A 24400-nucleotide genomic window follows, 5' to 3' on the forward strand; every position below is an offset into this window, starting at 1 on the left:
TTCCGTCCCGATGCACGCCTGACGGTCAGACGTGCATGATTTCCTTTTCCTTGGACACCAGAAGCCCGTCGATTTCGGCTACGAACTGATCGGTGGCCTTCTGAACCTGGTCAGCATGACGCTTGCCGTCATCCTCGCTAATCGTGCTGTCCTTCTCAAGCTTCTTGAGCAGATCGAGCCCATCGCGGCGCACGTGGCGAACGGCGATCTTCGCCTCCTCGGCGTATTTATGAGCGACCTTCACCATCTCCTTGCGGCGCTGCTCGTTCATCTCGGGGATGCGGAGGCGGATCACCTGACCCTCCGTCTGCGGATTGAGGCCGAGATCCGACTCCCGGATCGCCTTCTCGACGGCGGCCACCATGCCCCGGTCCCAAACCTGGACGCTCAGAAGGCGCGGTTCCGGAACGTTGATCGTGGCGACCTGGGTAATCGGCATCAGGGAGCCATAGGCGTCGATCTGAATGGGATCGAGAAGGTTCGGGGAGGCGCGCCCGGTGCGAAGGCTAGCCAGGTCGTTCTTGAAAGCGTTGATGGCGCCCTGCATGCGGCGCTTCACATCGGCGAGATCAAAGGTCGTGGCCATCAGATTTTGTCCTTACGCGAACTAGTTAAAACGGGCTTACGCTTCCCAGGGTCCGGCATCAAGGCCCTAGGATCAAGGGGCGACGATCGTCGAGGGCACTTTCCCCTGGAGAAGAGCCGTTACCGAGCTGGGAGCGTGCACCGAACCGACGATGATGGAGAGCTTGCTCTCGCGCGCCAGGGCGAACGCAGCCGTATCCATGACCTTCAGATCCTTGGCGATTGCCTCGTCATGGGTCAGACGGTCGAATCGGATAGCTGAAGGGTCCTTCTTCGGATCGGCCGAGTAGACGCCGTCCACCTGCGTCGCTTTCAGAACCGCGTCGCAGCGGAGCTCGGCGGCACGCAGGACGGCAGCGGTATCGGTCGTGAAAAAGGGGTTGCCGGTACCGCCCGCCAGGACCACGACCTGCCCCTTGTCGAGGTGGTGGAGGGCCGGCTGGCGGGCATAGGTCTCGCAGATTGTCGGCATGGAGACCGCCGACATGGTGCGGGCCGGCACGCCTGCCGCATTGAGGGCGGTCTCGACGGCAAGGGAGTTCATGACCGTTCCGAGCATGCCCATCGAGTCAGCCGTGGGTCGGTCGATCCAGCCGGCGGCGCTCATGCGGGCGCCGCGAATGATGTTGCCGCCGCCGATGACGACGGCAATCTCGAAGCCGGCCCGCGTCGCCTGGGCCAGATCCTCGGCCAGGGAGGACAGGATCTGAGTGTCGAGCCAGTAGCCGTCGGGAGCCATCAAGGCCTCACCGGAAAGCTTCACCAGGATGCGCCGGAACGTTGCCATCATCAGACCTTTCTTTTCGAGACTTCTCATGAAAACGGCGGCTGAAGAGCCGCCGTTTTCCTGGGTTCGATTTAGGCCTTGAGACCGGCCTGGGCGGCCACTTCGGCCGCGAAGTCCGGAGCCTCCTCCTTTTCGATGCCCTCGCCGAGGGCATAGCGGACGAAGGCCTTGAGGGTCACCGGCTTGCCGGCCTTGGACTCGGCTTCCTTGAGGACCTGGGTCACGGTCTTCGAAGGATCGTGAACGAAGGGCTGCTCCAGGAGCGTGACTTCCTTGAAGTAGCTCTTCAGGCCGCTCTCGATGATCTTCTGCATGACATGGTCCGGCTTGCCGGCGTTCTTGTCACGCAGGATCGCGCTTTCGCGCTCGATGGTCGCCTGATCGACGCCGGAGGCATCGAGAGCCACCGGGCTGGTGGCGGCCACGTGCATGGCGATCTGACGGCCGAGCGTGCTGAGCGCATCGACATCGCCCTCGGACTCGAGCGCCACGAGAACGCCGATCTTGCCGAGGCCTTCGCTGACGGCGTTGTGCACGTAGGAGGCGATCACGCCCTTCGATACTTCGAGCTTGGCGATGCGACGCAGGGTCATGTTCTCGCCGATGGTGGCGATGAGCTCCTGCAGGCGGTCCTTCACGGTCGTGGAGGAGCCCGGGAAGCTGGCAGCTTCGAGCGACTCGATGGTGCCGTTGCCCATCAGGCCGATCTTGGCGGCTTCGCGCACGAAGGCCTGGAACTGGTCGTTGCGGGCGACGAAGTCCGTCTCGGAGTTGACTTCGAGGATCGTGGCGGTGTGACCGGAAGACTCGACGGCCACGAGGCCTTCGGCAGCGACGCGACCGGCCTTCTTGGCGGCCTTCGACAGGCCCTTCTTGCGGAGCCAGTCGATCGCGGCCTCCATATCGCCGTTGGTCTCGGCGAGAGCGGCCTTGCAGTCCATCATGCCGGCGCTGGTCGTCTCGCGCAGCTCTTTCACCATCGCAGCGGTAATGTTCGCCATGGCTTTTCCTTTCAAAGGTTCACGCATAGAGGGAGCCCGGCGCTCATGGAACGCCGGGCTCGATCATTCGTTCAAGCGGCGCTGCATCGTGCGGCGCCGTAAGGCTTACGCAGCAGCGGCTTCGATCATCGAGCGGGCCTGGTTGATCCAGCCGTCGCGCTCGAGGCGGCCGTTCAGCTTCAGGTCCTTGTCGAGCTGAGCGACATCGCCCGACTGCATGGCTGCCAGCTGCCAGTAGTGGAAGATACCGGCCTCGTTGAGCTTCTTCTCGAGCTGCGGGCCGACGCCGTTCAGCTTGGTCAGGTCGTCGGGAGCGCCACGGGGAGCCGCCAGACGCTCGAACTGCTCACCTTCATAGGCGGCAACAGCTGTATCGTTCGCCGGAAGCTCCTCGGCCATCGGGTTCTCGGACTCACCGATGTCGATGCCCATTGCGCCGGCGCCACGGGAGATGCCATCGAGTGCGGCACGGGCGATCAGGTCGCAATAGAGCGAGATCGCGCGGCCGGCGTCGTCATTGGCCGGAACCGGGAAGGTGATGCCGTCCGGGTCGCAGTTCGTGTCGACGATGGCAGCCACCGGGATGCCGAGGCGCTTGGCCTCTTGAATCGCCAGCTGCTCCTTGTTGGTATCGATGACGAAGATCAGGTCGGGCGTGCCGCCCATGTCCTTGATGCCGCCGAGAGCGCGCTCAAGCTTTTCCTTCTCACGGGCGAGCATGAGGCGCTCCTTCTTCGTGAGGCCCTGGCCGCCGCCGGCGAGGATCTCGTCGACCTTGCGCAGGCGCTGGATCGAGCCGGAGATCGTCTTCCAGTTGGTCAGCATGCCGCCGAGCCAGCGGGAGTTGACATAGTACTGGGCCGAACGCTTGGCCGCGTCGGCGACCGCATCGGAAGCCTGACGCTTGGTGCCGACGAAAAGCACGCGACCGCCCTTGGCCACCGTGTCGCTGACGGCCTGGAGGGCACGGTGCAGCATCGGAACCGTCTGGGCAAGGTCGATGATGTGGATGTTGTTGCGGGTGCCGAAGATGTACTGCCCCATCTTCGGGTTCCAACGGTGAGCCTGGTGGCCAAAGTGAGCGCCAGCCTCAAGCAGGCTGCGCATCGAGAAATCGGGAAGCGCCATAGTTTTATTCTCCGGTTAAGCCTCCGCGGATCAGTGGACCGGTCCGACCGGCCACCGGGATACCTCATGGACTTATGAGGTTGATTCCGCGTGTGGGATAGGCGCGCATATAGGGGTAAAGGGGCTGGAATGCAAGCCCGACATTACCCGTCCTCGCCTAGGTGAAAGCGGGAATGGCTCAGTTCACGTGGACGTCCACGACCCCCGGCACCGCGCGGAGAGCACCGGCGATCTGGGGGGTGGCCATGTACTTGCCGGGGAGCTTGACTTCGACCTCCCGGTCGCCGTCGTCGAGGATCAGGACGAGGGAAACCTCCCCCTCGCCCCGGGCCTTGAGGCGCTCAAAGACGCTCGTGATCGGCCGCTCGTCGCGCAGGAAGATCCGCATGCTCTTCTGGTGCTTGGCGACGGCCTCGTCCAGGGGCTCGGCCATGCCGATCCGCGCCCTCACCTCTTCGCCTTCGAGACCGGCCTGGAGCATCAGGACCACGGCGGATCCGGGTTCGAGAACGTCGCGCAGGCGCTGGAGCCCCTCGGAGAAGATGATGGCCTCGAACTGTCCGGTCTGATCCGACAGGGTGAGGATGCCCATCTTGTTGCCGGTCTTGGTCCGGCGCTCCTGCCGGTCGAGGATGGTGGCGGCGACGCGCCCCACGGAATTGCCCGCCCTTACAGAACGGCAGAACTCCATCCAGGTCTGGACGCGGAGTTTCTTGAGAAGATCGCCGTATTCGTCGAGCGGATGGCCTGAGAGGAAGAACCCGATGGCGTCGTATTCCCGCTGCAGCCTCTCGGCGGAGGGCCAGGGCTCGTAGGGTCCGATCCGCAGCTGCACGCCGGCCGCGGCGACGCCGCCGAACATGTCCATCATGCCGCCATTGGCCGCCTCATGCGATTGCTGGGCGAGGCTCATCATCGCGTCGATGGATGCGCAAGCCTTCGCGCGGTCCGGCTCCAGTTCGTCGAAGGCGCCGGCCGCGATGAGGTTTTCGAGCGTGCGCTTGTTGATGGCTTTCGGATTGATGCGCCGGGCGAAGTCGGCGAGATCCTTGAAGGGCTCGTCGCCCCTCGCCTCGACCACGGCCTCGATGGCCTGCCGACCAACGCCTTTCACGGCCGCAAGAGCATACAGAATCTGCCCCTTGCCCTCCTGATCGTACTGCACGTCGAAGACGACGCCGGAACGGTTGATCGACGGCGGGATGACCTTGAAGCCGAGGCGTTGAGCCTCGCGTCGGAATTCCGACAGCTTGTCGGTGTTGTCGAGATCGAGGGTCATCGATGCGGCGAGGAACTCGACCGCATGATTGGCTTTCAGATAGGCCGTCTGGAACGCGACCAGCGCGTAGGCTGCCGCGTGGCTCTTGTTGAAGCCGTAATCTGCGAACTTGGCGAGCAGGTCGAAGATCTCGTTCGACTTCCCCTTGTCGAGGCCGCCCTCCTTCGCGCCGGAGACGAAGCGCTCGCGCTGCGCGTCCATCTCGGCCTTGATCTTCTTACCCATGGCGCGGCGCAGAAGGTCGGCGTCGCCGAGCGAGTATCCGGAGAGGACCTTCGCCACCTCCATCACCTGCTCCTGGTACACGATGATACCGAAGGTCTCGCGCAGGATCGGCTCCAGCTTGTCGTGGGGGTACCAGTCCTTCTTGTTGTGCTCGTCCTTGCCGAGCTTGCGTGCGCAATAGACCGGGATGTTCGCCATCGGGCCCGGACGGTAGAGTGCCACGAGGGCGATGATGTCCTCGAAGCGGTCGGTCTCCATCTCGACGAGCGCTTTTCGCATGCCCGCCGATTCCACCTGGAACACGCCGACCGTCTCGCCGCGCCGAAGCATCTCGTAGGTTTTGCGATCGTCGAGCGGCAGAGCCGAAAGGTCGACCTCGATGCCCTTTCGGCGAATGAGATCGACCGCCGTGCGCAGAACGGTAAGAGTCTTGAGGCCCAGAAAGTCGAACTTCACCAGGCCCGCCTGCTCGACCCATTTCATGTTGAACTGGGTCACGCGCATCCCGGTCTTCGGGTCTCGGTAGAGCGGCACCAGTTCCTGGAGGGGACGGTCGCCGATCACCACGCCAGCGGCGTGGGTCGAGGCGTGCCGGTGCAGGCCTTCGAGCTTCTGCGCGATGTCGAGCATTCGCTTGACGACCGGTTCCTCGTCGATGGCCGCCTGCAGCTTCGGCTCGCCCTCGATGGCCTGCGCGAGCGTCACCGGATTGGCCGGGTTCTGCGGCACGAGCTTGGTGAGCTTGTCGACCTGGCCGTAAGGCATTTCGAGCACGCGGCCGACGTCGCGGATCACGCCACGGGCGAGCAGCGTACCGAAGGTGATGATCTGAGCGACCTGCTCCTCGCCGTAGCGCTGCTGCACGTATTCGATGACGCGCTCGCGCCCCTCGACGCAGAAGTCGATATCGAAGTCCGGCATCGAGACGCGTTCCGGGTTGAGGAAGCGCTCGAAGAGCAGAGCAAACCGCAGAGGATCGAGATCGGTGATGGTGAGCGCATAGGCGACGAGCGAGCCCGCACCCGAGCCACGGCCCGGCCCCACCGGAATGTTGTGATCCTTCGCCCACTTGATGAAGTCGGACACGATCAGGAAGTAACCCGGGAACTTCATGTTCCGGATGATGCCGATCTCATAGGCGAGCCGGTCGCGGTAATCCTGCTCGGTCAAGCCCGGCGCGGGACCATGAGCGGCGAGGCGCTTCTCGAGCCCCTCTTCCGCCTGCCGCTTCAGCTCCTCGCCCTCGTCCAGCGCAGCCGCATCGGGACCGGTTCCGAAATTCGGCAGGATGGGCTTGCGGGTTCTCACGCGCGTGGCGCAGCGCATGGCGATCTCGACGCTGGCCTGGAGCGCGTCAGGGAGATCCGCGAACAGCTCCATCATCTGCTGGCGCGTCTTGAAGTGATGCTCCGGCGACAGACGGCGGCGATCCGGATTCGAGACGATCTGCCCTTCGGCGATGGCGAGCAGAGCGTCGTGCGCCTCGTAGTCCTTGGACGACGGGAAGAAGGGTTCGTTTGCCGCCACGATGGGCAGCCCGTTTCGATCCGCCAGCGCGAGCAACTCTCCTTCGATCAGGCGCTGGTCCTCGAGGCTATGGCGCTGGATCTCGACATAGAGCTGGTGGCCGAAGGCGTTCTTCAAGAGATCAAGCCGGGCCTGCGCCAAGTCCTGACGCGCCCCGTTGCGCAGGGCGCAATCGAGGGGCCCCGAGAAACCGCCTGTCAGGGCGATCAGCCCCTCGCTGTGAGCCGAGAGCACCGGCGCCATCACGCGCGGATCCTCGCCCAGAGGCACGCCGAAATAGGCGTGGCTCACGAGACGCATGAGGTTGCGATAACCCTCCTCGTTCTGCGCGAGCAGCACGATGTTCGACGGCTGCGGCACCACGCGGGCAACCGGATCCGGCTCCTCGAAGCAGACGGACAGCTGAACGCCCGCTATGGGCTGGATGCCGGAACCCGCGAGCTTCTCGGAAAACTCCAGGGCACCGAAGAGATTGTTGGTGTCAGTGAGTGCGAGGGCCGGCTGCTTATCCGCCGCGGCGAGTTTGGCCAGTTGCGCGACCTTCAGCGCCCCCTCGAGCAACGAGTACGAGGAATGGACATGCAGATGGACGAAACCGATATCGTGAAGAATGCGCGCCATGAAATTCTACTCAGCAAACGGCACGCATAGTGGCACGATTCTGGTCTAAGGAAGCCTAACCTCCGGCCACAAGGACAATGTTCCTGTGAATCCCGGTGAGTTGTTGTGGATCCCGGTATCAAGCAATGGGAGAAAGGACCAGAGCCCAGATTGCCACGGCAGAGCCGAAGATTGCCAGCGAAGCGATTTCGGCGGTGGTCTCAAGGATGAAGCGAAGCATGGTGTGTTCTCCGTGTTCCCAATATGTTCATCTTTGTTCATTGGATGTTCTGTGTAAAGTGTGTGCAGGGTCCGGAGTTGGGGCGGAGTCAACAAAACCTTAAAATGCGCGGGCGCGCGACTTCACACGCGCTACACACGCTGTTGCAGGCTCAGTTCTGAAGAGAAGCCTTTAAGGCAGCTGGACGATCAGCCCGTCGCGGATCGTCACACGCCGATCCATGCGCGCTGCGAGCTCCAGGTTGTGCGTCGCGATCAGGGCCGCGAGCTTCGATGCGCGCACGATGGCCACGAGCGTCTGGAAGACGCGGTCGGCCGTGTTGGGATCGAGATTCCCGGTCGGCTCGTCGGCGAGCAGCAAACGCGGCGCATTGGCAACCGCGCGGGCGATGGCGACGCGCTGCTGCTCTCCGCCGGAGAGTTCACCGGGGCGGTGATCGAGGCGCTTGCCCAACCCTAAGAATGTCAGAAGCTGGGTCCCGCGATCCTGAGCTTCCGCCTTCGACAGGCCGCGGATGAGCTGCGGGATCACCACGTTCTCGAGGGCCGAGAACTCCGGCAGGAGGTGGTGGAACTGGTAGACGAAACCGAGTTCCTCCCGCCGGATGCGGGTGCGCTCCGGATCGTTCATGGCGGCGGTCTGCTTCGACCCGACGAAGACCTCGCCTCCATCGGGTCTCTCAAGCAATCCCGCGAGGTGTAGCAGGGTCGACTTGCCCGTGCCGGACGGTGCGATGAGCGCCACGATTTCACCCGGCCAGATCGCGAGATCGGCGCCGCGCAGCACTTCGAGGAAGCTGTCCCCTTGCGGATAACGGCGTTCGACCTTGGAGAGATACAGGGCGGGTTGGGCTTGAGTCGGCGACATACTTATCCGTAACGCAACGCTTCAACCGGATCGAGCTTCGCGGCCCGCCAGGAGGGATAGAGGGTCGCCAGAAGCGACAGCACCATCGCCATGATGAGAATGGTCGTGACTTCGGTCGGGTTCACCTCCGCCGGCAGGCGGCTCAGGAAATAAAGCTCCGCCGGAAAGAGGTTGGTGTTGGTCAGCCGGGAAATGACGTCGCGGATCGTCTCGACGTTGAGCGCGAGCAGCAGCCCGAGGCCGAACCCCGCGATGGTGCCGACGACCCCGATCGACGCGCCCGTGATGAGGAAGACCCGCATGATGGCACCTCGGGTCGCCCCCATGGTGCGCAGGATCGCGATATCCTCCGACTTGTCCTTCACGAGCATGATGAGCCCGGAGATGATGTTGAGCGCCGCCACCAGCACGATAAGCGTGAGGATGAGGAACATGACGTTCCGTTCCACCTCGAGCGCTCCGAAGAACGTTCGGTTGCGCTGGCGCCAGTCGGTCATGAGGATCGGGCGTCCCGCCGCCTCGTCGATCGCGACACGGGCCTCGTCGACCCGATCGGCGTTATCGAGATAGACTTCGATGAGCTGCACGTCGTTCTGGCGGTTGAAGTAGTTTTGCGCCTCGGTCAGGGGCATGAACACGAAGGTCGAATCGAACTCCGACATGCCAATCTCGAAGATCGCCTTGACCGGGTACCCCTTCACCCTTGGCGCCGTGCCGAAAGGAGTCGAGGCTCCGCGCGGCGTGATGATTGTAAGGGTATCGCCGGCCTGGAGCGAAAGTGCATCTGCGAGACGACGCCCGATAGCGACTCCCTCGCCGTCCTCGAAGTTCTCGAGCGTACCCTGGCGGATGTTGCCCGCAATATGCTCGATCTTGCGCAGGTCCTCCGCACGAATGCCGCGCACGAGGATACCGCTGCCGTTGTACTGAGATGAGCCGAAGGCCTGCCCCTCCACGAGCGGAATCGCCCGCTTAACCCCCGGCACAGCCGCAATGCGGGCCGCGACCTCCGGGTAGTCGGTGAGCGGGCTCTCGAGAGGCGCCACGAAGATGTGGCCGTTGATGCCGACGATCTTGTCGAGCAACTCCTTGCGGAAGCCGTTCATGACCGAAAGCACCACGATCAACGTGGCCACACCGAGCATGATGCCGAGGAAGGAGAAGCCCGCAATGACCGAGACGAAGCCCTCCCGCCGCCGCGTGCGCAGGTAGCGCCCGGCAAGCATCCACTCGAAGAGCGAAAACGGCCTCGTGCCCGTCCGGATCGTCCTGGCTTCTCTTTCCTTGGCCATAAGCGCCTATTTACGAATCGTAAGCCGAGCGACCACGTCGTCGAGCGCAAGATGCTCGCGATCTCCGGTGGCGCGATTCTTCAACTCCACCTTGCCTTCGGCAAGCCCCTTCGGTCCGACCAGGATCTGCCACGGGACGCCGATGAGATCGGCGGTGGCGAACTTGCCGCCGGGACGCTCGTCCCGGTCGTCATAGAGAACATCGCGGCCCGCAGCTCCCAGCTCGCGATAGAGCCGCTCCGATGCGGCGTCGGTTGCCGCGTCTCCGATCTTCAGGTTCAGGACCGCCACGTCGAAGGGAGCGACCGCTTCCGGCCAGATGATCCCATTCTCGTCATGGCTCGCCTCGATGATGGCCGCGATGAGGCGGCTCGGGCCGATGCCGTAGGAGCCCATATGGACAGGCTTCTCCTGCCCGTCGGGCCCCATGACCTTCGCGCCCATGGGCTCGGAATACTTGGTGCCGAAGTAGAAGATGTGTCCGACCTCGATGCCGCGGGCGGACATCTTCTTGTCCTCCGAGACGGCGTTGAACGCAGCCTCGTCGTGCATCTCGGACGTGGCAGCATAAAGCGACGTCCACTTGTCGACGGTGCTCTGAAGGCCGGCAACGTCATCGAAATTCGTATCGGCCGGGGGAATGTCGAAGTTCAGGTAATCCGCGTGGCAGAAGACCTCGCTTTCACCCGTGGAAGCCAGGATGATGAACTCGTGGCTCAAATTCCCACCGATAGGACCGGTGTCGGCGCGCATAGGGATCGCCTTCAGTCCCATGCGGGAGAAGGTGCGAAGATAGGCCACGAACATCTTGTTGTAGGAATGCACGGCGCCGGCCTGGTCCAGATCGAAGGAATAGGCGTCCTTCATCAGGAACTCGCGTGAGCGCATGACGCCGAAGCGCGGGCGCACCTCGTCGCGGAATTTCCACTGGATATGGTAAAGGTTCAGCGGCAGATCCTTGTAGGAGCGCACATAGCCGCGGAAGATCTCCGTCACCATCTCCTCGTTCGTCGGGCCGAAGAGCATGTCGCGGTCATGCCGGTCCTGGATGCGCAGCATCTCCTTGCCATAGGCATCATAGCGGCCGGATTCCCGCCACAGGTCCGCCGACTGGATCGTGGGCATGAGAAGCTCGATCGCGCCGGAACGGTTCTGCTCCTCGCGGACGATGGCATTGACCTTGTTGAGCACCTTCAAGCCGAGCGGCAGCCAGGCATAGATCCCCGCCGCTTCCTGGCGGATCATGCCGGCGCGCAGCATCAGGCGGTGAGACACGATCTCCGCCTCTTTCGGCGTCTCACGGAGAATGGGGAGGAAGTAGCGGCTCAAACGCATAGGGCGCCTTTGGGTCTCGATCGAATATGGAAATAGGTAGCGACTCGCTTCCAGCACACAACACAGGCGCCGGCCAAAAGACAAGCTGTCATCGCCTGAACGGGCCTGCGGCGAGATGGATTAGACCAAAGATCAATACAAGAAATGCCGAAAAATGCATCAGGGCCTGCCTACAAAAGGTGACACCGGGGAACAAGGTGACTATAAACGAAACCCTAACGTCTTGGACCTTCAAAGGTCTGAGGCTACGGTCCGAGTTTCGGGAGGAACAAGGTCCCCAAGCGCCAGGAGGCGCTGGTCTGAGAAAGCCAGGGATCAAAAATTGCCAAAAGGCAGTTTAGGCAAGGCGAAAGCCTTGCTTTTCTTTTTTGTCTCCCCGCTTCTGCTTTCGTTCAGAGCCCTGCCAGGGGAAAGACTGCGGCGGCGATGACCAGAACGACGGATGCTACCAGCGTCGTCCAGATCGCTTTTTCACGCAGGGCCGGGAGCGCCGGCGCCCCGGGCTCGCTCCCGTGGACGACCTCGCCCGTTTCAGCTTGGCTGCGGATGCCGAAGGGCAGGACGGCGAAGAGCAGGACCCACCAAATCACGAAGTAAAGCGCCAAGCCTCCACTCACCCGGAGGCCAAAAGCGCCGACGCTGATGGCGACTGCGATCGCCGAGATGATCACCACGATGGCAATCGTCGACCAGAACGATCCCGCTAGGTTTTTTACAACGCTTATCAACACCTTATCCTCAGGCTTGCTCGAGCTCGATGAGGGTGCCGTTGAAATCCTTGGGATGCAGGAAAAGCACAGGCTTTCCATGGGCTCCGATCCGCGGCTCCATGGACCCGAGCACCCTTGCCCCGGAATTCACAAGCCGGTCCCTCGCTGCGAGGATATCATCCACCTCATAGCAGATATGGTGCATACCGCCGTCCGGATTCCTCTCCAGGAAACGGGCGACGGGCGATTCTCCTCCCAAGGGCTCCAGCAATTCGATCTTCGTGTTGGGCAGGGTGATGAACACGACCGTGACGCCATGCTCCTCCAATGCCTCCGGTGCCGAGACCTGGGCCCCTAGCGTCTTGCGGTACATCTCGGCAGCGGCCGCGATATCGGGCACCGCAATGGCGACATGGTTCAGACGTCCGATCATCGGATCTTCCCTATTCAGGCCTCACGCCTCGATGACGAGGACGTGGCACGCCGGCTTCTTGCCCCATTCCTGGTTCACCGCCGCGCGGACCGCCCGATGTACGGCGTTCTCCACCGCATCCGGATCCCGCCGCTTGGCCTTCGGCAAGCTGTCGAGCAGATCGCCCACCGTGTCGGCAATGATGTCCGTCAGGTCACGCCCCTCCCGATTCTTGTCGGGCAGGCCCATCGCGTCGATCACTGGGTCGCCGACGAGTTCGCCGCGGTCATCGATGGCGATGGCCACGGTGACGATCCCGGCGAAGGCCAGCTTGCGGCGCTCCGGCAGAGCTCGCTCGCCTGCCCCGATGACGATATTGCCGTCGCGGTAAAGCCGGCCCGCCGGAACATTGTCGACGATTTCGGCCGGACCGGGTGCAAGGCGCACCAGGGTCCCGTTCTTCGCGCGGACCACCTCGGGCACCCCTTGGGCGCGGGCGAATTTCGCGTGCTCGCTCAGGTGCAATGGCTCGCCATGGGCCGGAATAGCGATGCGCGGCCGGGTCCAGCGGTACATCTGCTCCAGCTCGCCACGGCGCGGATGGCCGGAGACGTGAACAAGTTCCGTGCGGTCGGTGATGACCTCGATGCCCTGCTCGATCAGACTGTTGATGATCGACCCGACCGCCTTCTCGTTGCCTGGGATGGCGCGCGAGGAAAAGATGACCCGGTCCCCTGATGATAGCGCGATATCCGGATGCTCGTCCTGAGCGATCCGGGCAAGCGCCGCGCGGGGTTCGCCCTGGGAGCCCGTCAGGATCGCGACGATCTTGTCGCGAGGAATGTAGCCGAAATTCTCCGTGGAGCGGAACTCGGGCAGGCCCTCGAGATAGCCGCATTCCTTCGCCACGTCGACGACCCTGTCCATGGCACGTCCGACGACCACCACATCGCGGCCGCACTCGCGAGCGGCTTCCGCGATCGACCGGATGCGGGCAACGTTCGACGCAAATGTCGTGACAGCCACGCGGTACGGCGAATCCTTGATCAGCTGAGCCAGATTCCGGGCAACATCGGATTCGCTCGGGCTCGTGCCTTCACGGACCACGTTGGTGGAATCGCAGACGAGCGCCAGCACCCCCTCGTCGCCCAAGGCCCGGAAGGCCTCCTCGGACGTGAGGCTTCCGAGATAGGGCGTATTGTCGAGCTTCCAGTCGCCCGTATGAACCACGAGGCCCTGCGGAGTGCGGATCGCGAGGGCATTCGATTCCGGGATCGAGTGGGCGACGGGAACATACTCGATGTCGAATGGACCGAGCTTCAGGCGCTGCCCAGGCACGATCTCGTTGAGATCGACCTTCGGCGCGTCGGCTTCGGAAAGACGGCGTGTTTCCAAAAGACCGATGGCGAACTTGGTCGCGTAGACCGGGGCCCGGAGCCTCGGCCACATCTCGACGAGCGCGCCGATATGATCCTCGTGGGCATGGGTGATGAAGATCCCCAGCAGGTTGTGGCGTTCTTCCTCGATGAAGCGAAGATCGGGATAAACGAGGTCGATGCCAGGCAGGTTCTCCTCACCGCCGAAGCCCATGCCGCAATCGACCAGAATCCACTGCCGTTCCGCCTCGGGCCCAAAACCGTAGAGCGCGGCGTTCATGCCGATTTCGCCGAGCCCTCCAAGAGGGAGAAAGACCAATTCATCCTGGTTGGAAGCCATCAAATCAAAACCTTTTCGAGCCCGCATCAGGCTTGGCTATATCGTGCAGCAAATTGGGAAAATAAAGGTCGCCTGCATCAATGAGTTCCGAGCCGTCCGGGCTTTTCAACTGCAAGCGTCCGAACCTGTCGAGACCGTCGAAGGTTCCCTTCTTCTCGCCCGAGGGCAAGCGGAGCGTCACCTCCTGCCCGAGTCCGGCGGCACGCTCCAGCCAGAGCCGACGTATGGCGCCGAAGGGATCCGACGCATTCATCCTCGACGATGTGCGCCATGCCGAGAACGTCCGCGCGAAGGCGGAGGACAAGGCACGGAGAACCTCGCCTCTCTCCAGATCTGGCTTGACGGCTTGCAGCGTGGTCGCAGGGTATGGTGTGCCTGTGGGGGCGAAAGTCACGTTGACCCCGAAGCCGATCACGATGGCGAGCGGGCCGTTAGGCTGAAGACGGTGCCCCTCCAGCAGGAGGCCGGACAGCTTGGCACCATCGAGCAGCAGATCGTTCGGCCACTTCAACGACAGGCGCGGCGCGCCTATCCCGGTCACAGCCTCGACGGCCTCGTGCAACGCGAGCCCGGCGACGAAACCGAGCTGCGGAGCGGCGGGCATGTCGCAGGGATCGATCAGAAGCAGGCTGGCATAGAGGTTGCCCGGAGGCGACGACCATTGCCGACCATGCCGCCCCCTGCCCGCGAGTTGCTCGGCGGCGGTGATCCAGAGCTGCCCTGGATCACCGGCCCGTGCAGCCTGGAGGGCGTCGTCGTTCGTCGAGCCCGTCGCCTCGAGCGAGAGGAGCCGATAGCCGGCGGCCTCGGTCTCAGGCGACAGATGCACGATCAGAACAAGGAGCGCGCTGCGGCGCCCGCTGCGTTGACGATGGGAGCCGGCACCAGCCAGAACAGCAGCACGACGGCGCTCGACACCGCGAGAACGAAGCTCACGCCCGGAGACATGCGCTCGAACCGCTCGACCGGCGCATCGAAGTACATGACCTTCACGATGCGCAGGTAGTAATAAGCGCCGACCACGCTCGTCACGACGCCGATCACGGCCAGCGCCACCAGGTTGGCCTGGATCGCGGCGGCGAAGACGTAGAACTTGGCGAAGAAGCCTGCCAGGGGCGGAATGCCGGCCAGCGAGAACATCATCATCGCCAGGCAGAACGCCAGGGCCGGATGGGTGCGGGCGAGACCCGAGAGGTCGTCGATCGACTCGAACATCACGTTGCCTCGGCGCATGCCGAGAATGACCGCGAAGGTGCCGAGCGTCATGGCCAGGTAGATCGCCATGTAGATGACGACGCCCTGGATGCCCTCGGGCGTGCCGGCGGCAAGGCCGATCAACGCGTAACCCACGTTGCCGATGGAGGAATACGCCATCAGGCGCTTGAGGTTACGCTGGCCGATGGCCGCGAAGGAGCCGAGCGCCATCGAGGCGATCGAGATGAAGACGATGATCTGCTGCCACTGGACCAGGATGCCCGGGAAGCAATCGATGAAGACGCGGGTGGCCATCGCCATGCCGGCCATCTTGGGAGCCGCGGCGAAGAAGGCCGTCACGGGCGTGGGCGAACCTTCGTAGACGTCCGGCGTCCACATGTGGAACGGCACGGCAGAGATCTTGAAGGCGATGCCGGCGGTAACGAAGACGAGGCCGACGATGGCACCGATGCCCACGTTGCCCTGCAGAACCGTGGCGATGACCGGGAAGGACACGCTGCCTGCGAAGCCGTAGACCAGCGAAGCGCCGTAGAGCAGCATGCCCGAGGAGAGCGCGCCGAGCACGAAGTACTTCAGGCCGGCCTCGGTCGAGCGCGCATTGTCACGGTCGAAGGCCGCGATCACATAGGACGAGAGGCTGAGCAGCTCGAGGCCGAGATAGAGGGCGATCAGATCATTGGCCGAAATGACCATCATCATGCCGATGGTCGAGAGGATGATCAGGATCGGGTATTCGAAGCGATAGATCCCTTCGCGGCGCATATAGTCCAGGGAGAGAATGATGCCTCCGGCCGAGGCCAGGAGCGTCAGCGCCTTCATGAACTTGGCGAAGCCGTCGATCACGAAGGAGCCGGCCATGGTCTCGACCCGCTCGCCGGGCAACATCAGAACCGCCACGAAGGTGACGGCGAGAAGCGCCAGCGCGATGATGCTCATGCCGTAACCGGGACGCTCGCCGCGGAAGGCGCCGAACAGAACCAGGACGAGGACGCCGACTGCCATGAGGATCTCTGGCAGCATCGGACCGAAAGCTGGAATGGTGAGGGCGGGATTCATCGGAACCTCAGTGTGCGGCGACAGCGGCCGTTTTCACGGTGGCGAGCGCAGCCTGGACGCTGGTCATGAGCGCATCCGTCGGAGCCGCGAAGGCATCGAGGATCGGGCCGGGCTGCACGCCGTAATAGATGATGAGCAGGATGAGCGGCGCGAAGGTGATGATCTCGCGACGGTTCAGGTCCTTGATGCCCTGGAGAGCCGGCTTGTCGAGCGGTCCGTAGACCACGCGCCTATACAGCCAGAGCGCATAGGCAGCCGAGAGGATCACGCCGCTCGTGGCGAAGAAGGCGACCCAGGTGTTGGACCGGAAGGCTCCCATAAGCGTCAGGAACTCGCCGATGAAGCCGGAGGTGCCGGGCAGCGCCACGTTCGCCATGGTCAGGATGAGGAAGACCACCGCATAGAGCGGCATCCGGTTCACCAGCCCGCCATAGGCCTTGATCTCGCGGGTGTGCATCCGGTCGTAGATCACGCCGACGCACAGGAAGAGCGCGCCCGACACGAGACCGTGGGAGATCATGGTGAACATGGCCCCCTGGATGCCCTGCTCGTTCATGCTGAACAGGCCCATGGTCACGAAGCCCATATGCGCCACTGAGGAATAGGCGATGAGCTTCTTGATGTCCTCCTGCATCAGGGCGACCAGCGAGGTGTAGATGATCGCGATGACGGACAGGGCATAGACCAGCGGGGCGAAATAGAGCGACGCGTCCGGGAACATGGGAAGCGACACTCGGACGAAGCCGTAGCCGCCCATCTTCAGGAGGACGCCTGCCAGAATCACCGAGCCTGCAGTCGGCGCCTCCACGTGCGCGTCCGGAAGCCAGGTATGGACCGGCCACATGGGCATCTTCACCGCGAAGGAGGCAAAGAACGCCAGCCAGAGCCAGATCTGCAGGTTCGACGCGAACTTGTAGGCTAGCAGCGTCGGAATGTCGGTCGTGCCGGCGGTCCAGTACATGGCCATGATGGCCAGCAGCATCAGGACGGAGCCGAGCAGCGTGTACAGGAAGAACTTGAAGCTCGCGTAGATGCGCCGCTTGCCGCCCCAGATGCCGATGATGAGGAACATCGGGATGAGGCCCGCCTCGAAGAACAGGTAGAACAGCACGAGGTCGAGCGCGCAGAAGACGCCGATCATCGTCGTTTCGAGCACGAGGAAGGCGACGAAGTATTCCTTCACACGGGTTTCGATCGAATCCCACGAAGCCAGGATGCAGAACGGCATCAGGAACGTGGTGAGCAGGACGAGCGGCATGGAGAAGCCGTCGACGCCCAGCTTGAAGCGGATCGTATCGGTGAGCCAGGCATGGCTTTCCACCAGCTGGAACGACGCCGAGGTGATGTCGAAACGGGCCCAGGCCACGAGCGACAGAAGGAAGGTCGCAATCGTCGTGGCAAGGGCGGCCCAGCGCGCGTTCGAACGAGCAGCCTCGCTGTCGCCGCGCAGGGTCAGGATGAAGGCCGCTCCGACGAGAGGAAGGATGAGAAGGCCGGAGAGGATGCCGAAGCCGAGCATTAGTGGGCTCCCCTGAAGAGATAGAAGGTCACGAGAGCGGCAACGCCGATCAGCATCGCGAAGGCATAGTGGTAGACGTAGCCGGTCTGAACCCGCACCACGCCGCGCGTCACGTCGAGTACGCGGGCGGAGATGCCGTCAGGCCCGAGCCCGTCGATGATCCGCTGGTCGCCCGTGCGCCAGAAGAAGCGCCCGATGGCCATGGCGGGCCGCACGAAGATCGCATCGTACAGCTCGTCGAAGTACCACTTGTTCAGGAGGAAGCGGTACAGGATCGGGTGATCGGCCGCGAGCTTCGCCGGCTGCTTGTTGTCGATGATGTACATGTACACAGCGACGAGGAAGCCGAGGATCATCATGATCGTGGGCAGCAGCGGCACCCATCCCGGGAGATGGTGCATCGTCTCCAGGATCTCGTTCTCCGGACGGGTGAACAGAGCCCCCTTCCAGAATTCCTGGTAGCCCTCGCCGATGAAGGCGCCATGGAAGACGAAGCCGGCCACAACCGCCCCGATGGCGAGCACAAGGAGCGGCAGCAGCATCACGAGCGGGCTCTCGTGCGGCATGTGCGAGCCGTGATGGCCATGCTCGTGCTGGGCATGGGTCGCAGGTTCCACATCCCGGTTGTGATCGTCATGCTCCACGCCCTCATGATCATGCGGCGCATGGGCATGATGGTCGTGGTGTCCCCAGCGTGCGCTGCCCTCGAAGGTCAGGAAGAACAGACGCCAGGAGTAGAACGACGTCATGAAGGCCGCCACGACCGTTGCCAGGAAGGCGAAGGAGCCCGCCGACGAATGGGCCGCATAGGCCGCCTCGATGATCGCGTCCTTGGAGTAGTAGCCTGCCGTGAACGGGAAGCCGGTAAGGGCCAGCGTACCGATCGCCATCATCGCCGTGGTGAACGGGATGTAGCGGCGGAGCGCTCCCATGTGCCGGATATCCTGCTCATGGTGCATGGCGTGGATGACCGAGCCGGCGCCAAGGAACAGCAGAGCCTTGAAGAAGGCGTGCGTGAACAGGTGGAATACGCCGGCCCCGTATGCGCCGACGCCAAGGCCGACGAACATGTAGCCGAGCTGCGAGCAGGTCGAATAGGCGATGACCCGCTTGATGTCGTTCTGAACGAGGCCGACCGTCGCAGCGAAGAAGGCCGTGATGCCGCCGATCACGGTGACGACCGTGAGCGCCGCAGGAGCGTACTCGAAGACGGGCGACAGGCGGGCCACCATGAACACGCCGGCCGTCACCATGGTGGCGGCATGGATGAGCGCGGAAACCGGGGTCGGGCCTTCCATCGCGTCCGGAAGCCAGGTGTGCAGCAGGAACTGCGCCGACTTACCCATCGCACCCATGAAGAGCAGCAGGCAGGCGATGGTCAGGGCGTGCCATTCGATCCCGAGAAAATGGAACTTGGCGTCGGCGAACTCGGCCACGCGCGGGAAGATCTGGTCGAAGGTGACGCCGTTGAACAGGACGAAGATCGTGAAGATGCCGAGCAGGAACCCGAAATCGCCGACGCGGTTGACGATGAAGGCCTTCATGGCCGCCGCATTTGCCGAGTCCTTCTGGTACCAGAAACCGATCAGCAGGTAGCTCGCGAGGCCCACGCCTTCCCAGCCGAAGAACATCTGGACGAGGTTGTCCGCGGTCACCAGCATGAGCATGGCGAAGGTGAAGAGCGACAGGTAGGCGAAGAAGCGCGGACGGTGCGGGTCCTCGTGCATGTAGCCGATGGAATACAGGTGCACGAGCGCCGACACCGTGTTGACCACCACCAGCATCATGGCCGTCAGCGTGTCGATCCGGAACGCCCAATCGACCTGGAGGTCGCCCACGGACATCCACTGGGCGATCTGCACGCGGATCATCGGCTCATCGCCGAAGCCCACATGGATGAAGGACACCCACGAGAGAACCGCCGCCACGAACAGAAGGGCCGTGGTCACGATCTCGCTCGGACGGGCGCCGAGGACGCGTCCGAAGATGCCTGCGATGAGGAAGCCGACGAGCGGCAGGAAGACGATTGCGTGATACATGTTCGATTACTTCGCCAGTCCGATCGGGCTCACGGCCGAGGCATGATCTTGTTCAGAAAACCGGTTGCCACTTTTCTGAATCATGCCTAGCCCCTCAACCTGTTGACGTCCTCGACCGCGATGGTGCCGCGGTTGCGGAAGAAGACCACCAGAATGGCAAGGCCGATAGCCGCCTCCGCCGCCGCGACCGTGAGGATCAGCATGGCGAAGATTTGGCCGACGATGTCGTTCAGGTGGGTCGAGAAGGCGACCATGTTGATGTTCACGGCGAGCAGGATCAGCTCGACGGACATCAGGATGACGATCACGTTCTTCCGGTTGATGAAGATGCCGAAGACCCCGAGCGTGAAGAGCACGGCGGCGACGGTGAGATAATGACCCAGTCCGATAACCATTGCGTGCCTCCTTAGATGCCCTGGCGGAAGGGAACCTTCCGCACCTCGACGGCGGTTTCCTGCGTCCGGGCGTTCTGCTTGGAAATATCCTGGCGCCGCACGCCGACACGCTCGCGCAGGGTCAGCACGATGGCGCCGATCATCGCAACCAGCAGGATCAGGCCGGCGGCCTGGAAGAAATAGAAGTACCGGGTGTAGAGCACCTGGCCGAGGGCCTCGGTGTTGGTCATGACCTCGGGCGACGGGATCGGAACGGCCGGCGAGCGGACGAGGCCCGGATCGATCGAATAGGCGCCGACGACCAGGATCAGCTCGAGCAGGAAGATCACGCCGATCACTCCGCCGATGGGCAGGTATTGCAGGAAGCCCTGGCGGAGCGCCGCGAAGTCCACGTCGAGCATCATCACGACGAAGAGGAACAGCACCGCGACCGCGCCCACATAGACGATGACCAGGATCATCGCCAGGAACTCGGCTCCCATCATCAGGAAGAGGCCTGCCGCATTGACGAAGGCCAGAATGAGAAACAGCACCGACTGAACGGGATTGCGGGAGGCAATCACCATGAAGCCGGAGGCGATCGTGATCGTCGCGAACAGATAGAAGAAGGCGGCGGTAACCGTCATGTTCAGCTTAAGCCGCCCGAGGCGGCCCCTTCCGACGTGGCTCCGGAGAATCCGGCGGCCTGTCTATAAAATCCGAATCCGACGGGCACAACCCGCCGGACCTGCTTGCCCCCTGCCCTGTCGGGCAGAAAGCCCGGAGCTGACCTGCTTCGCAGGATCAGCTCCAACTCCTTGTCCGCATTTTCCGAGGCGAACCGGGATCCGCTTCACCGGAAAAATGCTTCACTTACCGGTAGGGTGCCGTCTTCGCGATGTTGCGCGCGATTTCCCGCTCCCAGCGCTCCCCGTTCTCGAGAAGCTTGGCCTTGTCGTAATAGAGCTCCTCGCGGGTCTCCACGGAGAACTCGAAGTTCGGGCCTTCTACGATGGCGTCAACCGGGCAGGCCTCCTGGCACATGCCGCAATAGATGCACTTCACCATGTCGATGTCGTAGCGCGTCGTCCGGCGGGTGCCGTCGTTGCGCCGGGGGCCGGCTTCGATGGTGATGGCCTGGGCCGGGCAGATGGCCTCGCAGAGCTTGCACGCGATGCAGCGCTCTTCCCCGTTGGGGTAGCGGCGCAGGGCGTGCTCGCCGCGGAAGCGAGGTCCGCGATGGCCCATTTCGAAGGGGTAGTTGAGCGTGGCCTTCGGCTTGAAGAAGTACTTCACCGTCAGGACGAAGCCCGAGATGAACTCCTTCAGCAGGAGGGACTGGGCAATGCGGTCGAGCTGCATGGCCGATCTCCTTTAGCGGACGCCCGGCGCATTGCCGGTCGCCATCAGGACAGCCGCCACGATGACGACCATCGCCAGGGAGAGCGGCAGGAAGACCTTCCAGCCGAGGCGCATGAGCTGATCGTAGCGGTAGCGTGGCACCAGGGCTTTCACCATGGCGATGAGGATGAACAGGAAGCTTGCCTTGAGCACGAACCAGATCACGCCGGGCACCCAGGTGAAGGGCGCGAACGGGATCGGCGACAGCCACCCGCCGAGGAACAGGATCGTGCCGAGCGCGCACATGGTCATGATGGCCACGTACTCGCCGAGCATGAAGAGCAGGTACGGCGTGGAGGAATATTCCACCATGTAGCCGGCCACGAGCTCGGATTCGGCTTCCGGAAGGTCGAAGGGAGGACGGTTCGTCTCGGCCATGGCCGAAATGAAGAACACCACGAACATCGGGAAGAGCGGCAGCCAGTACCAGCCGAGTATGCCCAGGCGGGTGTTCTGCGACTCGACGATGGCCGAGAGGTTCAGCGTTCCCGCGCACATGAGCACCGTCACGATGACGAAGCCGATGGAAACCTCGTAGGACACCATCTGGGCGGCGGAGCGCAGGGCTCCGAGGAACGGGTACTTCGAGTTCGACGCCCAGCCGCCCATAATGACGCCGTAGACGCCGAGCGACGAGATCGCGAAGATGTAGAGAATGCCCACGTTGATGTCGGCGATCGCCCAGCCCGCGTTGAGCGGAATGACCGCCCAGGCGGCGAGCGACAGGGTGCACATCACCAGGGGGGCCAGCAGGAACATGCCCTTGTTGGCCGGGGCCGGGATGACCGGCTCCTTCAGGACGAACTTCAAGAGGTCGGCGAAGGACTGGAGCAGGCCCCAGGGACCGACCACGTTCGGGCCGCGGCGAAGCTGGACCGCCGCCCAGACCTTGCGGTCGGCATAGAGTGCATAGGCGATGAAGATGAGAAGCGCCACCAGCATGAGCAGGCTCTTGCCCAGCATGATCGCGACTGCGAGGAGGATATCTCCAAATTCCATGATCCGTTCCTCTTACTCAGCCGCCTCGAGCTTCAGCTCACGGGCGAGCGCGGAGCACTCGGCCATGACGCCGGAGGCGCGGGCAATCGGGTTCGTCAGATAGAAGTCCTTCACCGGGCTCACGAACGGCTCGCGTCCGGGAGCGCCGCCGATCCCCGCCAAGGCCTGGACGGCCGCGAAGCCGTCGGCCGGCTGGACCATGTCGATGGCCGCGAAGTGCGGGTAATGGGCATAGAGCTTGGCCCGGAGCGCATTCAGCGAGTCGAAGGGCAGACGGTGGCCCAGCACGTCCGAAAGGGCGCGCAGGATGGCCCAGTCCTCGCGGGCCTCGCCGGGTGCGAAGGCCGCCCGGTTGGCAAGCTGGACCCGTCCTTCCGTGTTCACGTAGGTGCCGGACTTCTCCGTGTAGGTCGCTCCGGGCAGGATCACGTCGGCGCGGTGTGCGCCGCGGTCGCCGTGGGTGCCCTGGTAGATCACGAAGGCCCCGGGGGCGATGTCGATCTCGTCGGCGCCGAGGTTGAACAGCACGTCCACTTCGCCCTGCGCCATGGTCCGCGAATCGAGGCCCCACTCGCCCGGCACGAGGCCGAGGTCGAGCGCGCCGACGCGGGAAGCGGCGGTGTGCAGCACCGAGAAGCCGTTCCAGCCGTCCTTCACGGCGCCAACGTCGCGAGCGAGCTGCGCCACAGCCGAGAGAACGGCCAGACCATCCGGACGCGAGAGAGCGCCTTGCCCGACGATGATCAGCGGACGCTCGGCGGCACGCAGCTTCTCGATGAAGCTGTGGCGGCCGCCGGTCAGTTCGGCCAGCGTCTCGGGGCCGGCGCCGAGATAGTCGTAGGGATAGGTCAGGTCGGCATGCTCGCCGATCAGGGCGATCGGCGGCGGAGCCATGCGCCAGCGCTTGCGGATGCGCACATTGACGAGCGAAGCCTCGATGCGCGGGTTCGCCCCGACGATCAGGATCGCGTCCGCATCCTCGATGCCCGCGATCGTGGTGTTGAAGAGGTAGGAGCCGCGCCCGTAGACGGGCGTCAGCACGGTGCCGTCCTGGCGAGCATCGATGTTTGTGACGCCGAGGCTCTCCATAAGGAGCTTCAGGGCATACATCTCCTCGACGGCAGCGAGATCGCCCACGATGGCGCCGATGCGCTTCGGATCGGCGCCCTTCACGCGGACGGCGATGGTCGCGAAGGCCTCCTGCCAGGTGGCGGGGCGAAGGCGGCCGTTCTCGCGTACGAAGGGCCGGTCGAGACGCTGCAGGCGCAGGCCGTCCACGATCTGGCGGGTCTTGTCCGTGATCCACTCCTCGTTCACCGCCTCGTTCACGCGCGGCAGGACGCGCATGACCTCGCGGCCACGGGAATCGACGCGGATCGACGAGCCGACCGCGTCCATCACGTCGATGGAATCGGTCTTGGTGAGCTCCCAGGGACGGAAATGGAAGGCTTCCGGCTTGTGGGTGAGCGCGCCGACCGGGCAGAGGTCCGCCACGTTGGCCTGCAGCTCGGAGCCCAGGGCCCGCTCGAGATAGCTCGTGATCTCCATGTCCTCGCCGCGCCAGATGGCGCCGAGATCCGGCACGCCGGCCACTTCGGCGGAGAAGCGCACGCAGCGGGTGCAGTGGATGCACCGGTTCATGGAGGTGCGCACCAACGGGCCGAGATACTTGTCGGTCACCGCGCGCTTGTTCTCATGATAGCGGCTGGTGTCGACGCCGTAGGCCATGGCCTGGTCCTGGAGGTCGCACTGGCCGCCCTGGTCGCAGATCGGGCAGTCGAGCGGGTGGTTGATGAGGAGGAACTCCATCACCCCTTCCCGCGCCTTCTTCACGGTCGGCGACTTGGTCGAGATTTCCGGCGGCTCGCCGTTCGGGCCCGGACGGCAGTCGCGCACGCCCCAGGCGCAGGACGCCACCGGCTTCGGCGCGCCCTTCACCTCGACGAGGCACATGCGGCAATTGCCGGCGATCGAGAGCCGCTCGTGGTAGCAGAAGCGCGGAATTTCCGCCCCCGCCGCTTCGGCGGCCTGGAGCAGGGTGTATTCCGCGGGGACGTCGACCTCGACGCCATCAACGATGATTTTCGCCATC

General features: G+C 63.6%; 20 protein-coding genes. All 20 read right to left on the reverse strand.

Features of this window, described 5'->3' with window-relative positions:
- Positions 1–25 precede the first annotated feature (25 nt).
- The 20 genes from frr to nuoG all read right to left on the reverse strand — a co-directional run bounded on the left by frr (position 26) and on the right by nuoG (position 24399).
- Positions 26–586, reverse strand: coding sequence for a ribosome recycling factor (gene frr / locus U0023_RS20580; RefSeq protein WP_009491142.1), 561 nt, complete (start codon positions 584–586; stop codon positions 26–28).
- 72 nt (positions 587–658) lie between these two features.
- Positions 659–1372, reverse strand: a complete 714-nt coding sequence (gene pyrH / locus U0023_RS20585) for a UMP kinase (protein WP_009491141.1) — start codon at positions 1370–1372, stop codon at positions 659–661.
- 71 nt (positions 1373–1443) lie between these two features.
- Positions 1444–2373, reverse strand: coding sequence for a translation elongation factor Ts (gene tsf, locus U0023_RS20590; protein ID WP_009491140.1), 930 nt, complete (start codon positions 2371–2373; stop codon positions 1444–1446).
- A 105-nt stretch (positions 2374–2478) separates the two neighbouring features.
- Complete coding sequence (locus U0023_RS20595) at positions 2479–3501, reverse strand: 30S ribosomal protein S2 (RefSeq protein ID WP_009491139.1); 1023 nt, start codon at positions 3499–3501, stop codon at positions 2479–2481.
- 178 nt (positions 3502–3679) lie between these two features.
- Entirely contained in the window at positions 3680–7153 is a 3474-nt protein-coding gene (gene dnaE / locus U0023_RS20600) for a DNA polymerase III subunit alpha (RefSeq protein WP_009491138.1), read from the reverse strand.
- Between the two features lie 391 nt (positions 7154–7544).
- Positions 7545–8240 (reverse strand): ABC transporter ATP-binding protein, encoded by a 696-nt coding sequence (locus U0023_RS20605; RefSeq protein WP_009491136.1) that lies wholly within the window; start codon positions 8238–8240, stop codon positions 7545–7547.
- Positions 8241–8242: 2 nt separating this feature from the next.
- Positions 8243–9532, reverse strand: coding sequence for a lipoprotein-releasing ABC transporter permease subunit (locus U0023_RS20610; RefSeq protein WP_009491135.1), 1290 nt, complete (start codon positions 9530–9532; stop codon positions 8243–8245).
- A gap of 6 nt (positions 9533–9538) precedes the next feature.
- Positions 9539–10867 carry a proline--tRNA ligase gene (proS, locus tag U0023_RS20615; RefSeq protein WP_009491134.1) on the reverse strand — a complete coding sequence of 443 codons (1329 nt, stop codon included), beginning with the start codon at positions 10865–10867 and terminating at the stop codon, positions 9539–9541.
- A 392-nt stretch (positions 10868–11259) separates the two neighbouring features.
- Positions 11260–11598, reverse strand: coding sequence for a DUF1467 family protein (locus U0023_RS20620; RefSeq protein ID WP_009491133.1), 339 nt, complete (start codon positions 11596–11598; stop codon positions 11260–11262).
- A gap of 7 nt (positions 11599–11605) precedes the next feature.
- Entirely contained in the window at positions 11606–12010 is a 405-nt protein-coding gene (gene mce, locus U0023_RS20625; RefSeq protein ID WP_009491132.1) for a methylmalonyl-CoA epimerase, read from the reverse strand.
- Positions 12011–12031: 21 nt separating this feature from the next.
- Positions 12032–13705 carry a ribonuclease J gene (locus U0023_RS20630; RefSeq protein WP_009491131.1) on the reverse strand — a complete coding sequence of 558 codons (1674 nt, stop codon included), beginning with the start codon at positions 13703–13705 and terminating at the stop codon, positions 12032–12034.
- Between the two features lie 4 nt (positions 13706–13709).
- Entirely contained in the window at positions 13710–14534 is an 825-nt protein-coding gene (locus U0023_RS20635) for a biotin--[acetyl-CoA-carboxylase] ligase (RefSeq protein WP_009491130.1), read from the reverse strand.
- 2 nt (positions 14535–14536) lie between these two features.
- On the reverse strand, positions 14537–15976 hold the full coding sequence (nuoN, locus tag U0023_RS20640; protein WP_009491129.1) for an NADH-quinone oxidoreductase subunit NuoN: 1440 nt from the start codon (positions 15974–15976) through the stop codon (positions 14537–14539).
- A gap of 7 nt (positions 15977–15983) precedes the next feature.
- Positions 15984–17495 carry an NADH-quinone oxidoreductase subunit M gene (locus tag U0023_RS20645; protein ID WP_009491128.1) on the reverse strand — a complete coding sequence of 504 codons (1512 nt, stop codon included), beginning with the start codon at positions 17493–17495 and terminating at the stop codon, positions 15984–15986.
- On the reverse strand, positions 17495–19534 hold the full coding sequence (gene nuoL, locus U0023_RS20650; RefSeq protein ID WP_009491127.1) for an NADH-quinone oxidoreductase subunit L: 2040 nt from the start codon (positions 19532–19534) through the stop codon (positions 17495–17497). Before nuoL ends, U0023_RS20645 begins: the two co-directional genes overlap by 1 nt.
- Positions 19535–19620: 86 nt before the next feature.
- Positions 19621–19929: an NADH-quinone oxidoreductase subunit NuoK gene (gene nuoK, locus U0023_RS20655; RefSeq protein ID WP_009491126.1), complete on the reverse strand. Its 309-nt coding sequence runs from the start codon at positions 19927–19929 to the stop codon at positions 19621–19623.
- Between the two features lie 11 nt (positions 19930–19940).
- Positions 19941–20555: an NADH-quinone oxidoreductase subunit J gene (locus U0023_RS20660; protein WP_009491125.1), complete on the reverse strand. Its 615-nt coding sequence runs from the start codon at positions 20553–20555 to the stop codon at positions 19941–19943.
- A 226-nt stretch (positions 20556–20781) separates the two neighbouring features.
- Positions 20782–21270 (reverse strand): NADH-quinone oxidoreductase subunit NuoI, encoded by a 489-nt coding sequence (nuoI, locus tag U0023_RS20665; RefSeq protein WP_009491124.1) that lies wholly within the window; start codon positions 21268–21270, stop codon positions 20782–20784.
- Between the two features lie 12 nt (positions 21271–21282).
- Positions 21283–22308 carry an NADH-quinone oxidoreductase subunit NuoH gene (nuoH, locus tag U0023_RS20670; RefSeq protein ID WP_009491123.1) on the reverse strand — a complete coding sequence of 342 codons (1026 nt, stop codon included), beginning with the start codon at positions 22306–22308 and terminating at the stop codon, positions 21283–21285.
- 12 nt (positions 22309–22320) lie between these two features.
- On the reverse strand, positions 22321–24399 hold the full coding sequence (nuoG, locus tag U0023_RS20675; RefSeq protein ID WP_009491122.1) for an NADH-quinone oxidoreductase subunit NuoG: 2079 nt from the start codon (positions 24397–24399) through the stop codon (positions 22321–22323).
- Between the last annotated feature and the right edge of the window lies 1 nt (position 24400).

This window comes from Microvirga lotononidis, assembly GCF_034627025.1.
Classification (GTDB): Bacteria; Pseudomonadota; Alphaproteobacteria; order Rhizobiales; family Beijerinckiaceae; genus Microvirga; species Microvirga lotononidis.